10 protein-coding genes are annotated in these 13,386 nt (G+C 45.2%); 8 read left to right on the top strand and 2 right to left on the bottom strand.

Features of this window, described 5'->3' with window-relative positions; translation table 11 throughout:
• Positions 1-28: 28 nt before the first annotated feature.
• The 8 genes from A1QO_RS10900 (at position 29) to A1QO_RS10865 (ending at position 10,708) form a co-directional block, all read left to right on the top strand.
• Positions 29-1,024, top strand: coding sequence for an ABC transporter ATP-binding protein (locus tag A1QO_RS10900; RefSeq protein WP_017036698.1), 996 nt, complete (start codon positions 29-31; stop codon positions 1,022-1,024).
• 74 nt (positions 1,025-1,098) lie between these two features.
• Entirely contained in the window at positions 1,099-2,823 is a 1,725-nt protein-coding gene (locus tag A1QO_RS10895; RefSeq protein WP_017040797.1) for a glycoside hydrolase family 9 protein, read from the top strand.
• A 1-nt stretch (position 2,824) separates the two neighbouring features.
• On the top strand, positions 2,825-3,700 hold the full coding sequence (locus tag A1QO_RS10890) for an N-acetylglucosamine kinase (protein ID WP_017040798.1): 876 nt from the start codon (positions 2,825-2,827) through the stop codon (positions 3,698-3,700).
• Positions 3,701-3,711: 11 nt separating this feature from the next.
• Positions 3,712-5,631 carry a beta-N-acetylhexosaminidase gene (locus A1QO_RS10885; protein ID WP_026027089.1) on the top strand — a complete coding sequence of 640 codons (1,920 nt, stop codon included), beginning with the start codon at positions 3,712-3,714 and terminating at the stop codon, positions 5,629-5,631.
• A gap of 86 nt (positions 5,632-5,717) precedes the next feature.
• Positions 5,718-8,123 (top strand): GH36-type glycosyl hydrolase domain-containing protein, encoded by a 2,406-nt coding sequence (locus tag A1QO_RS10880; RefSeq protein WP_017037199.1) that lies wholly within the window; start codon positions 5,718-5,720, stop codon positions 8,121-8,123.
• A gap of 83 nt (positions 8,124-8,206) precedes the next feature.
• A complete protein-coding gene (locus A1QO_RS10875) occupies positions 8,207-9,619 on the top strand; it encodes a phosphoglucomutase/phosphomannomutase family protein (RefSeq protein WP_017036693.1) in 1,413 nt (470 codons plus the stop codon).
• Between the two features lie 182 nt (positions 9,620-9,801).
• The gene (locus A1QO_RS10870) at positions 9,802-10,362 is read left to right on the top strand and encodes a DJ-1/PfpI family protein (RefSeq protein ID WP_017036692.1); all 561 of its coding nucleotides are present in this window, start codon (positions 9,802-9,804) and stop codon (positions 10,360-10,362) included.
• 70 nt (positions 10,363-10,432) lie between these two features.
• Positions 10,433-10,708 carry a ribbon-helix-helix domain-containing protein gene (locus A1QO_RS10865; RefSeq protein ID WP_017036691.1) on the top strand — a complete coding sequence of 92 codons (276 nt, stop codon included), beginning with the start codon at positions 10,433-10,435 and terminating at the stop codon, positions 10,706-10,708.
• Positions 10,709-10,727: 19 nt separating this feature from the next.
• Here A1QO_RS10865 and A1QO_RS10860 read toward each other — a convergent pair whose 3' ends face one another.
• Positions 10,728-11,756: an ABC transporter ATP-binding protein gene (locus A1QO_RS10860; protein WP_017040800.1), complete on the bottom strand. Its 1,029-nt coding sequence runs from the start codon at positions 11,754-11,756 to the stop codon at positions 10,728-10,730.
• Entirely contained in the window at positions 11,756-13,381 is a 1,626-nt protein-coding gene (locus A1QO_RS10855) for an ABC transporter permease (protein ID WP_017040801.1), read from the bottom strand. Before A1QO_RS10855 ends, A1QO_RS10860 begins: the two co-directional genes overlap by 1 nt.
• Between the last annotated feature and the right edge of the window lie 5 nt (positions 13,382-13,386).

Genomic DNA, 13,386 nt, shown 5'->3' with positions numbered 1-13,386 from the left:
TAAAATAAAAAAGTTTCTGGAGACAATTATGAGCAAACAATACGGTGATTTACTAATTGAAGGGAAAAATGTCGTTAAAGACTTCCCTCTAAACAGTAACTCCATAAAACAATCAAGAATGCGTGCGATTAACGACGTTTCTTTCAAAATGTACAAAGGAAGAGGTCTAGCGGTTGTCGGTGAATCCGGTTCGGGTAAATCAACAACAGCAAAAATGATCGCGAAAATGTACGCACCTAGCAATGGCGTGATCGAATATAAAGGTCGTGATATTCAAGAAATCACCGCCAGAAAAGATCTGATGCACTACCGTGAAGGTGTGCAAATGGTATGGCAAGACCCGTTTGGTTCTTTAAACCCGACTCACAACATCTTTCACCACATCGCTCGACCGTTGCTGATTCATAAAAAGGTAACGCCGGGTAATCAGAAAGAGCTGGAAGAACGTGTCCATGACCTCTTACAGCAAGTTGGACTGATTCCACCAAAAGAAACCGCGGCTAAATTCCCGCATCAACTTTCTGGTGGTCAACGTCAACGTGTCAACCTTGCGCGTAACATTGCCGTTGGTGCTGAAGTTGTACTCGCGGATGAACCAACATCTATGCTTGACGTTTCAATCCGTGCTGGTGTTTTGAACCTGATGGAAGAGATGAAGTTTGAAAAACAAATGTCTCTTCTTTACATCACGCACGATATCGCTACAGCGCGTTACATTGCTGAAGATATCTCCGTTATGTACGTAGGTCACATGGTTGAGTGGGGCGATACCGATGAAGTTATCTCAAACCCTCAGCACCCGTACACTAAGCTGCTTATTTCAGCCGTGCCGGATCCTAGCAAATCGATCCATACCAAGTTAGAAGGCAACAAGGGTGAGATACCTCTTTGGACACCGGCTTCTGTTGGTTGCCCATTTGCAGGCCGCTGTACTCATGCTACGCCAAAATGTACAGAGCACCTGCCTGAAGTCACTCAGCTTTCAGACAATCACTTTGTCCGTTGCTATTTATTTGAATCGTAATCTTAATCCAGCCTGGTGTTCGCACTAGGCTCAACTTACTACCAAAATAGTCATTGTAAATTCGGAGATATTTGATGCAGTTACTCACTAACCATATCGGTTATGAAACACAGGGTGCCAAGCAAGCGATCATTATGACAACAGCTTCAACGCTGTCTTCAATGACCGCCACTCTTGTGAGTACAAATGATCATCAAAATGTATTACCTCTTTCTGTGAGTAACGGGGAGCGTTGCGGGCAATGGCATCAAGGCTATTTCTACACTATCGACTTCTCTGAATGTGTTACTCCTGGGCACTACTACATCGAGTTTGAAGGCACTCAGTCAGAAAGCTTTGAAATATCGGAAGGGATTCTGATGCAACGTACATTTTCAGATGTACTGCATTACTTTAAATCCCAACGTTGTGGTGGAATTTATGATCAGCAAGATAAGCAAGTACCGCTGCTAGGCACAAATGTCACTGCCGACGTGCATGGCGGCTGGTACGATGCTTCTGGAGACGTGAGCAAGTATTTAAGCCACCTCTCTTACGCTAACTACTTAAACCCTCAACAAATACCCATGGTGGTATGGAACATGTTGAAAGGGTTAACTCTTTTAGAAGATCACTCAGGTTTTGATCCATTTTCTCGCACTCGCCTTAAGGAAGAGGCTTTGTTTGGTGCTGACTTTTTAGTTCGGATGCAAAACTCTGAGGGATTTTTTTACATGACTGTTTTTGACAAGTGGAGCAAAGACGTCAAGCAACGTGAAATTTGTGCCTACGAGACTCAAGATGGGCACAAAGGTGAAGACTATCAAGCAGGCTTTCGTCAAGGCGGCGGCATCTCTATCGCGGCGTTAGCGGCAGCGGCTCGTTTGGAGATTCACGGTGAATTCACACAAGCAGACTACCTAGCGGCAGCAGAAAGCGCTTACTGGCACTTAACCGAATACAACACTCAATACATCAATGATGGTGAAGAAAATATTATTGATGAATACTGTGCACTGGTCGCTGCTACCGAGCTTTTCCGCACGACAGATAAGCAAGAATACCTCGCAGAATCGAGAGCTTGGGCAAAGCGTTTGATCGCAAGACAGCACTCAGATGAGCACATCGAATATTTCTGGTCTGCAAACCAAGATGCATCACGACCATACTTCCATGCCGCTGAAGCGGGGCTTCCCGTTATTGCATTATGTGAATATCTTGACATAGAAACGGATAGCGAGTTTATCGAACAAATTAAGCACGTCATTCACCGAGCTTGTCAGTTTGAGCTTACTATATCCACTAAAGTGTCTAACCCATTTGGTTACCCAAGACAGTATGTGAAATCGGTCGACGGTGAGAAGCGTGATGCGTTTTTCGTGGCACAAAAAAATGAAAGTGGTTACTGGTGGCAAGGTGAAAATGCTCGATTAGGATCCTTGGCTAGCATGGCGTTTATGGCACAGCAACACATCGACGATAGCGCACTCAAACAGCAGCTTTCTGACTACGCACAAAACGCAATAAACTGGGTCGTTGGCCTTAACCCTTACAACATGTGCATGCTGGATGGTCACGGTCACAATAATCCAGATTACTTACCTCATTTAGGCTTTTTCAATGCCAAAGGCGGTGTATGCAATGGCATCACAGCAGGCTTTGATAACGAACAAGACATCGCCTTCAATCCCGACGGCCAAAAGGATGACATGCTACAAAACTGGCGCTGGGGAGAACAATGGATCCCACACGGAGCATGGTATTTATTCGCCATAATCAACCAATATAAGCACTTTGTTTCTAAAACGGGAGAGAAATAATATGACGCTTTTCTATGTTGGTATTGATGGTGGCGGTACGTCATGTCGTGCGCGTATTCGCACTCAAAGCGGCCAGTTTGTCGGAGAGGCAAAAAGTGGCAGTGCCAACATCCTGTTAGGGGTTGATGTCGCGATGTCCTCTATTATGCATGCCATTGAAGCTGCGGCTCAGCAAGGTGGGCTAACTGACGCCGACTACCCATCAATGCATGTCGGCTTAGCCCTTGCTGGTGCAGAACAAAAATCGGCTTGGCAGAGCTTCATGGCACTGGAACACCCATTTGCCAGCATCACATTAAACACCGATGCGTACGGAGCTTGCGTCGGTGCTCATAACGGTAAAGACGGTGCGATCATGATTGGTGGCACGGGTTCTTGTGGCATTTTGTTAAAGGATGGCCAGCAACATGTAGTTGGAGGTCGAGAGTTTCCCATTTCAGATCAAGGGGGAGGCGCGGTGATGGGTTTAAGGCTCATTCAACAAGTGCTTTTGACTCAAGATGGCATTCGCCCTGACACCGCACTATCTCAACATGTTATGTCGCATTTTAATAACAACGTAGACCAAATTGTTGAATGGTCAAAGACCGCAATTCCAAAGGATTATGGTCAGTTTTCACCGGTTATTTTCCAGCTAGCAAATGAAGGCGATGAACTTGCCATCGAGATGCTCAGACAAACAGCCAACGATATAGAAATGTTCTTAATCGCACTGAACAAAAAGGGAGCAAATCAAATTTGCCTCATGGGAAGCATCGCACAGCGTATCGTTGCATGGTTGTCCCCCCCTGTTCAGCAGTGGATCGTTGAGCCACAGTTTGATGCTATCGAAGGGGCGTTAATGTTTGCTGGCAATACTAAGCACAACCTGTACTGAGGATCCACATGATGAGTTACCGCGTCGATTTAGCAGTACTTTCGGAGCAAAAACAGTTTTGCCGATTTGGACTTACGCTACACAATTTAAGTGATCAAGACATCAACAATTGGTCGTTCAATTTTATTATGGATCGGTTTATCCAGCCTGATAGTTTGTCCAATGGGGTATTGAATCAAATTGGCAGTTTCTGTGTGTTAACACCAAAACAAGAAACCCTCAAAGCGAATGCACACTTTTATTGTGAATTTAGCATCAACACTGCCCCACTTCGTTTTTATACCGATGGCCTTAAAGGTGCGGTGCTCATTGACGCCGAAACAGATGAGCACCATAGCGTTGCTATAACCCCTATCGCGCTGGCTTCACCACACAGAAAACGCGCTGACATGCCTGACGTGGCTGCTGCGGAGATCGCGATCATTCCACAGCCCGTAAAGTTAGACGTTTTACCGGGTCATTACGTATTCAATAAAAAGAGTCAAATTACACTTCTCACTAGCCGAGCAGAAGAAGCCGCAACTTGGCTGCAAGTTGAGCTCAATACGCTGTTTGATTTTAGTATGCAATCTATTGGCAAAGGCGATATTCGATATAGAACAAACCCGATTCTTGACGAGGGTAATTACCAGCTGACCATTGACCAAACAGGTGCCTGTTTAGAAGCGAATTCAGCGTCTGGATTTGTGCATGCCAGCGCCACTTTTATGCAGCTTTTAAAAGCAACGAGTGAAGATAACCAACTCAGCGCGCCTTACGTAAAAATCAGCGATTCACCGCGCTTTAAATACCGCGGCATGATGCTTGATTGCTCGCGTCATTTTCACCCCGTTGAACGAGTCAAACGGCTGATTAACCAACTGGCTCACTATAAGTTTAATACCTTTCATTGGCACCTTACCGATGATGAAGGTTGGCGCGTTGAAATTAAGGCTTTTCCACAGTTAACAGACGTCGGGGCAAGTCGGTCACAGCAGTCAGCTCTAGAGCCTCAATTTAGTCACATCGATCAAGTTTATAGTGGTTATTACACTCAAGAAGAGATCAAACACGTCATCGCCTTTGCAGAGCAACGTGGCATTACCATCATCCCTGAGATTGATGTTCCTGGGCACTGCCGTGCTGCCATCAAAGCATTGCCAGATCTTCTTGTTGACAGTGCTGATCAATCTCAATATCGCAGCATTCAAAACTATACGGATAACGTGCTGTCACCCGGCCTAGAGGGGACTTATGAGTTCTTAGAGCGAGTGCTTGAAGAAGTGGCTGAACTGTTTCCATCAAAATGGGTACATATTGGCGCCGATGAAGTGCCTCATGGTGTATGGGAAAAAAGTGCAAAATGCCAAGCACTAATGAAACAGCAAGGCTATACCGACACGAAAGAATTACAGGGGCACTTACTTCGTTTTGCTGAAAAGAAACTACGCTCACTAGGAAAAAGAATGGTGGGTTGGGAAGAAGCTCAGCATGGGGACAAAGTCAGTAAAGAAACCGTTATTTATTCTTGGTTGAGTGAAGAAGCGGCGCTGAAATGTGCTAAGCAAGGGTTTGATGTTGTTTTACAACCAGCTCAACATACCTATCTCGATATGGCACAAGATTACGCGCCAGAAGAACCCGGTGTCGACTGGGCAAATGTTCTGCCACTAGAGCAAGCTTACCGCTATGAGCCACTGGCTGAAATTCCTGATAGCGACCCAATAAAGAAACGCATACTCGGTATTCAATGTGCACTTTGGTGTGAAATTGTCACCACTCAAGAACGCATGGATTACATGATATTCCCACGTTTAACCGCTATGGCTGAAGCGTGTTGGACCAACAAACCTCAACGAGATTGGAATAATTATCTAACCCGGTTAAAAGGGCAATTACCCTTGCTTAATAAGCACGGCATTCAATATTGCTCACCGTGGAAAAAAGACTAAATCGATGAGTCACCATGACTCTTAACCACTTTCACTAGCATGATGTTTAGCTGTTAAGTTTACAGCTTATATAAAAGGATAGAACCATGAAATACGGCTATTTCGATAATGAGAATCGTGAATACGTCATCACTAGACCTGACGTTCCAGCACCTTGGACTAACTACCTAGGTACTGAAAAATTCTGTACTGTTATTTCACACAATGCAGGCGGTTACTCATTCTACAACTCACCGGAATACAACCGAGTCACTAAGTTTAGACCCAATGCATCGTTTGATCGCCCGGGGCACTATGTTTACCTTCGTGATGATGAAACGGGTGATTACTGGTCAATTTCATGGCAGCCTGTTGCTAAAAGCCTAGACGAAGCGAACTACGAGGTTCGTCATGGTCTTTCTTACTCTAAATTCAAGTGTGAATACAACGGCATTACTGCTGAGAAAACGCTCTTTGTACCTAAAGGCGAAGACGCAGAGGTTTGGGATGTGGTGATTAAAAACACGTCTGACAAGCCACGTACCATCAGCGCGTTCTCGTTTGTTGAGTTCTCATTTAGCCATATTCAATCGGATAACCAAAACCACCAGATGTCTCTTTACTCTGCTGGGACTGCATATAAAGATGGCGTTCTAGAATACGATCTGTATTACAACACCAACGACTTTGAAGGCTTCTACTACCTTGCTTCTACCTTTGACCCAGATTCATACGATGGCCAACGCGATAGCTTCTTAGGTCTTTACCGTGATGAAGCGAACCCGATTGCTGTAGAAAACGGTCGATGCTCAAACAGTGCTCAAACTTGTTACAACCACTGTGGCTCGTTACATAAGCAGTTTACGATTCAACCAGGCGAAGAAGTTCGTTTTGCTTACATCCTGGGTATTGGTAAAGGCAATGGCGATCGTCTACGTGAAAAATACCAAGACGTTGCCAATGTTGATGCGGCTTTCGCTGGTATTAAAGATCACTGGAATGAACGCTGTGAAAAATTCCAAGTTAAATCGCCAAATGAAGGCCTAGATACCATGATCAACGCTTGGACCCTATACCAAGCTGAAACATGTGTCGTCTGGTCTCGCTTTGCTTCATTTATTGAAGTAGGCGGGCGTACAGGTCTTGGTTACCGTGATACCGCGCAAGATGCGATTTCGGTGCCTCATGCTAACCCAGAAATGACGCGCAAGCGCTTGGTTGATCTATTACGCGGTCAAGTCAAAGCGGGCTACGGTCTGCACCTCTTTGATCCAGATTGGTTTGATCCTGAGAAAGCCGATGTTGAACCATCAAAATCACCTACGGTCGTTCCTACGCCATCAGATGATGACAAGATCCACGGAATTGATGACACCTGCTCTGATGATCACCTGTGGATCGTTCCAACGATTTGTAAGTATGTAATGGAAACCGGCGAAGAGAGCTTCTTTGACGAAGTGATTCCATACGCAGATGGCGGCGAAGCAACCGTTTATGAACATATGAAAGCAGCGCTTGATTTCTCTGCTGAATACGTGGGTCAAACAGGTATCTGTAAAGGTCTGCGTGCAGACTGGAATGACTGCTTGAACTTAGGTGGTGGCGAGTCGTCAATGGTTTCGTTCCTACATTTCTGGGCACTGCAAGAGTTCCTCGATTTAGCAAAATACCGTAGTAACGATGCTGACGTGGCTAAATACACCGAAATGGCTGCGAACGTACGTGAAGCCTGTGAAACTCACTTATGGGATGACGAAGGTGGCTGGTACATTCGTGGTTTGACTAAGAACGGTGAGAAGATCGGTACTGCTCAGCAGACAGAAGGTCGCATTCACCTTGAATCAAATACCCTTGCGGTATTATCTGGTGCGGTGTCTCAAGAGCGTGGTGAAAAAGCCATGGACGCGGTTGATGAGAACCTATATTCAGAGTATGGCTTGCACCTAAACGCACCTTCGTTCGCAACACCAAACGACGACATCGGTTTTGTCACACGCGTTTACCAAGGCGTTAAAGAGAACGGTGCTATCTTCTCTCACCCTAACCCATGGGCATGGGTTGCAGAAGCGAAGCTAGGTCGTGGTGACCGTGCAATGAAGTTTTACGATGCACTTAACCCATACAACCAAAACGACATGATCGATAAGCGTATCGCAGAACCTTACTCATACGTTCAGTTTATCATGGGACGCGATCACCAAGATCACGGTCGAGCGAATCACCCTTGGCTAACGGGTACTTCTGGCTGGGCTTACTTCGCAGTGACCAACTTTATTCTCGGTGTTCGTGTGGGCTATGAGGGTCTGACTGTTGATCCATGTATTCCAACTGACTGGCCTGGATTTGAGGTGACTCGCCAATGGCGCGGTGCCACTTACAACATCAAAGTTGAAAACCCAAGCTCAGTAAGCAAAGGGGTTAAGTCAATGACACTTAACGGTCAACCTGTTGAAGGTGCAATCCCAGTTCAAGCAGATGGCAGTGTTAACGACGTTATCGTCACTCTTGGCTAATCGCTAGATTCACTCTCGTGACTGATCATCACCTGCCTCCAATACTAGAGGCAGGTATGTTCAGAATCTAAAAGGATTCAATCATGATCAAATTTGGTACTGGTGGCTGGCGCGCATTTATTGGCGAAGAGTTTACCAAAGACAACGTTCGTCTCGTTGCACAAGCACTGTCAAATATCATTAATAACGAACAGGTCGCAGACAAAGGGTTCATCGTCGGCTATGACCGTCGTTTTCTTTCGGATAAAGCCGGTCGTTGGTTTGCTGAAGTATTAGCAGCGAACAATATTCCAGTCAGCTTTATCGATAAATTTGTCCCAACCCCTATCGTTATGTTCCAAGCGAAAGAAATCGGCTGTGCTTATTCAGCCTGTATCACGGCATCGCATAACCCCGCAGATTACAACGGCATCAAAATCTTCATTGAAGGTGGACGAGACGCGGATGAGATCATCACTCAGAAAGTTGAAGACCAAATCAGCCAACTGACTCTAGCTGATGTGAAGTCGGTCGATTTTGAACAAGCTCTGAATGATAAGTCTGTGGTCATTATCAATCCAATGAACGCATTTGTTGATTCAATTATTAATTTTATTGATATTGAAGCGATAAAAAAAGCCAACCTACGCGTGCTCATTGACCCGATGTTTGGTGTGGCTAAAAACGCACTTCAAACGGTGCTTATTAATGGTCGCTGTGATGTAGACGTTATCAATGATGGTAAGAACCCGGATTTTGGTGGGTTAATGCCTTCGCCGAATGCGGCAACACTCTATCGTCTGAAACATTTGGTGGCAGCGGAAGGCTACGACATTGGTATTGGTACCGATGGCGATGCCGATAGACTGGGCATCATCGATGAAAAAGGTCACTTCATCCACCCTAATGAAGTTCTTATCCTGCTTTATTACTACTTACTTGAGTACAAGGGCTGGAAAGGCTCTGTGGTTCGCAACATCGCAACGACTCACATTCTGGATAAAATTGCGGCAGACCACGGGGAGAAAAGCTTTGAGGTTCCTGTCGGCTTTAAGCATATTAGCTCACAGATGGAAGCGGATGACTCTTTGATTGGTGGTGAAAGCTCAGGTGGCTTGACCATTCGAGGTCACATTCTTGGTAAAGATGGCGTGTTTGCATCGAGTTTATTAGTTGAAATGATCTCAGTGACAGGCAAGAAATTGTCAGAAATGCTTGATGAGATCTACGGCAAATACGGATACGCCTACACGGCCGAGGGCGACTGTACATTCAAGGCGTCTGAAAAAGAAGCGCTTTACAACAAAATATACGTTGAAAAGCAGCTGCCAGAATTCGAATACGAGATTGAAAAAGTCAGCTATGACGATGGTGCCAAAGTCTACTTTAAGAACGGCGGTTGGGTCATTGCTCGTTTTTCAGGCACAGAGCCTTTATTAAGAATTTTTGCAGAAATGCAAGACAAAGACACTGCAGAACGTGTTCTTCAACAGGTGAAAGAGTTTCTATCACTTTAATGATGTAAACACTTTTACCTACTTAACGCTCAAATTGAGCACCCTATAGGTGAAGAACACATTTGCCCGGCGAAAGCCGGGCTTTTTTGTCGATTTCCATAATGTAGTAACCGACTACTACCACAGAATGTAAACGAATTGTTAACTTAGAGCCTCATTCAACTCAATATGGAAATTTGAACATGGCACGTATACTCATTTTGGCTGGTGATTTTGTAGAGGACTATGAACTAATGGTCCCTTTTCAAGCGTTAGGTATGGTTGGGCACACCGTCAGTGTTGTTTGCCCTGATAAACGAGTTGGCGACACGATTAAAACGGCCATCCATGATTTTGAAGGGGATCAAACCTATACTGAAAAACCAGGCCACTTGTTTACACTCAATGCGAATTACGACGGTGCTTCCTCATCACAATTCGATGCGTTAGTACTCCCGGGAGGAAGAGCCCCAGAATATTTACGCATGAATGCCAGTGTGATTGAACTTATCCAAGCATTCGCCAATGAGAAAAAACCAATCGCTTCCATATGTCACGGCGCCCAATTACTGAGCGCCGCCAACATCATTCAAGGTAAATCTATCTCTGCATATCCTGCCTGTGCTCCTGAAGTTGAACTTGCTGGTGCTCACTACGCGGATATCCCAATGGATCAGGCAGTTACTGATGGTATATTTGTTACTGCACCAGCATGGCCAGCTCATCCCGCTTGGCTGGCACAATTCAATCAACAGTTGCTTTAGACTAAAGATGTAGTGATTTGTCTGGAGAAACCATTAAGCTGATACGGTGTCATTATCGGAGGAGAACAAAATGTGTGAGATATATTCGGGTGCAGAAGACACGCTCTTTGAACTAAAATCTCGTTCTGTTCGAATCGACGGTGTCGTTACCAGTATCAGGCTTGAAGCTGTATTTTGGAAAGTGATCGAAGATATCGCCGGAGAATCTGATATCTCGGTTGCTGAATTCCTAACCCGAATCTACCGTGAGGTTATTCAAAGAAGAGGTGAACTTGGTAACTTCACCTCTTTGCTACGAGTCGCCTGCACAACGTACCTCAATGGCGGTAAGAGAATACGCTTATAAGCCAAGGGAACATATTTCGTTAAAACGCTAAAATGCCTTCATCATGCAATGCGACGGTAACAGGCTGTCCAATCGAAAGCGCCTGAACCGAGCTTGCTAGCAACTTGTTGCCTTTCACTTCAACGATATAACGGCAATGATCACCCATAAAGTGCTGCTCTAGGACTCTCACATCACTCTCTTCAGCCGCTTCAATTTGAACATGCTGAGGACGCAGCAATAGTTCGCAATCACTACCTACATCAATCGTATGCCTTGCTGTTGCCGCAACCACACCGAGCGCCGATTCAAACTCGCCTTTAGACAAGCGCACCGCAGGTAAGTAGCTTCCACCACCTAGGAAATCAGCCACAAATTTGCTTGATGGGTGGTAGTACAGTTCGGTGGCAGTTCCATACTGCTCAATAATCCCATGATTCATAACCGCCATCTTATCGGAAAAAGCAAACGCTTCCTCCCGACTGTGAGTGACAAAAATGGCCGTCACACCTTGGGATTTAAAAATACGTCTAATTTCAGCGATCAACTCATGACGAACCTGAGTGTCAATATTAGAAAAGGGTTCATCCAGTAAAAGTAAATCGGGTTTGTAAGCTAACGTACGAGCGATCGCAACGCGTTGTTGTTGCCCACCAGAAAGCTGATGAGGAAAGCGATCTTCGTATCCAGCTAAGTGAACAAGATCCAGCATCTCTTTTACTTTATGAACTTTGTCATGCTTAGATTGGTCTCTCAGCCCAAAGCCAACATTTTCACTCACGGTTAAATGAGGAAATAGAGCATAATCCTGGAAAATCATTCCAATATTACGCTGCTCCGGTGGCAGCCAATTCTTACCATCATCAATGGTCATGCAGTTCAGGCTCATTTCACCTGAACTTAAAGGCAACAAACCCGCGATCGCTTTTAGTAGTGTGGTTTTGCCACAACCGCTCGCCCCTAGTAAGCAGACGATTTCACCTTGCTTCACTTCTAAAGATAATTGCTCAAGCACTGTTTGAGTATCGTACTTACACGTTAAATTTTGAATCGACAACGCACAACTCATCAGTGTGTTTTCTCCAACGAACGATTGACAATAACAAGGGGAATAAGCCCCACAAGGACTAACAATACAGCAGGCATTGCTGCTAGTTCTAAATGCTCATCTGAAGCGTAGTTATAGACATAAGTTGCCAACGTTTCAAAATTGAACGGCCTCAACAATATTGCAGCATTGAGTTCTTTCATTGATTCAATAAACACTAATAGACCGGCAATTAAAGCCCCACGACGCACCAATGGAAAATGCACGCGCCATAACATCTTATTGGAGTTGCAGCCCATTGTTCTCGCCGCCATGTCTAATGAGGGTGGGATTTTGCTTAAACTGCTCTCTACACTGCCAATAGCGACCGCAGAAAAGCGAACGACCAGCGCTGCAATCAAAGCAAACATCGATCCTGAGAAAACCAACCCAGGGCGCTGCCACTCCATCAATCGAGCAATGTCGTTCACAAAGTGGTCCATAAAGAGCACAGGTACAAGAACCCCAATGGCTAATACCGTTCCTGGAACCGCATACCCCATAGAGGATAAACGCATACACGCAAGACTGCCACGACCAGGATTGACTCGATGAGAAAAGTTGACGATCAAAGCAATACAGACACCTAAAATGGCGGCAATCACTGATACTTGTAAACTGTTGATCGCGTACCCTCTGAATTCTGAGCTCCAGCTTTGCTCAAAGTATTTAAACGCATAAATACATAGCTGCAATAGCGGTAAGATAAAAGCAACAGACACGAGTCCCCAGCACCAACTTAGCGCCGCCCATTTCTTCCACCCGCTTAACTGGTAGCGTATGTCTTCTCGGCTACTGAATTGATTTTGGAATAACTTCTGCTTTCTCCGGCTATAACGCTCGGTGCTCAAGAGTAAAATTACCATCACGAGCATTAATGCTGAAATTTTTGCAGCGGCATTCAGGTTTGAATACCCTAACCACGTGTCATAAACAGCGGTGGTTAACGTGCTAACTGCGAAGTAGTTTACCGTTCCAAAGTCACCAATGGTTTCCATCGCAACTAATGATAAACCCACCGCTATTGAAGGGCGAACAAGAGGTAAAGAAATGCGTTTAAAGCTTTCCCAAGGTGTGCACTTTAGCAGTCTCGCCGATTGAAGCAGAGAGGCGTTTTGCTCCATAAATGCAGCGCGACACAACAGATAAACGTATGGGTACAACACCAAGGAAAGCACAACCGTTGCACCCGTTAAGGTACGAATATCAGGAAACCAGTATTCACCAGGTCCCCACCCTGTTAGGTTTCTCAGTAAGATCTGAATAGGTCCAGCAAAATCAAACCAGTCAGTGAAAATATATCCAATAATATAACCAGGCATGGCTAAGGGAAGCACTAAGGCCCATTGTAAAATGCCTTCGCTGGGTAAACGACACATAGCCATAAACCATGCACTCGGAATACCAAGGAGCAAAGACAGTAGCATCACGCCAAACGTCAGTACCACCGTATTGTAAATATACGTAGGCATAACCGTCGACATCAGATGTGAAAATACCTCATCGGTGTCACCCATTGAGGTATAGAAGATCGCTAAGATCGGCAAAACCAGTAGCAGGGCCAAGCCTGCACTACTGGTTTTCCATAAAGTATTTTTTTCGTTCATTGCCT

The organism is Vibrio genomosp. F10 str. ZF-129, assembly GCF_000287055.2.
Lineage (GTDB): Bacteria > Pseudomonadota > Gammaproteobacteria > Enterobacterales > Vibrionaceae > Vibrio.
This window is presented reverse-complemented; position numbering and strand designations above follow the sequence as displayed.

Excerpts from the sequence above, each read along its gene's own strand:
- A1QO_RS10900 (WP_017036698.1), top strand. The coding sequence starts at position 29 with ATGAGCAAACAATACGGTGATTTACTAATTGAAGGGAAAAATGTCGTT.
- A1QO_RS10895 (WP_017040797.1), top strand. The coding sequence starts at position 1,099 with ATGCAGTTACTCACTAACCATATCGGTTATGAAACACAGGGTGCCAAG.
- A1QO_RS10890 (WP_017040798.1), top strand. The coding sequence starts at position 2,825 with ATGACGCTTTTCTATGTTGGTATTGATGGTGGCGGTACGTCATGTCGT.
- A1QO_RS10885 (WP_026027089.1), top strand. The coding sequence starts at position 3,712 with ATGAGTTACCGCGTCGATTTAGCAGTACTTTCGGAGCAAAAACAGTTT.
- A1QO_RS10880 (WP_017037199.1), top strand. The coding sequence starts at position 5,718 with ATGAAATACGGCTATTTCGATAATGAGAATCGTGAATACGTCATCACT.
- A1QO_RS10875 (WP_017036693.1), top strand. The coding sequence starts at position 8,207 with ATGATCAAATTTGGTACTGGTGGCTGGCGCGCATTTATTGGCGAAGAG.
- A1QO_RS10870 (WP_017036692.1), top strand. The coding sequence starts at position 9,802 with ATGGCACGTATACTCATTTTGGCTGGTGATTTTGTAGAGGACTATGAA.
- A1QO_RS10865 (WP_017036691.1), top strand. The coding sequence starts at position 10,433 with ATGTGTGAGATATATTCGGGTGCAGAAGACACGCTCTTTGAACTAAAA.
- A1QO_RS10860 (WP_017040800.1), bottom strand. The coding sequence starts at position 11,756 with ATGAGTTGTGCGTTGTCGATTCAAAATTTAACGTGTAAGTACGATACT.
- A1QO_RS10855 (WP_017040801.1), bottom strand. The coding sequence starts at position 13,381 with ATGAACGAAAAAAATACTTTATGGAAAACCAGTAGTGCAGGCTTGGCC.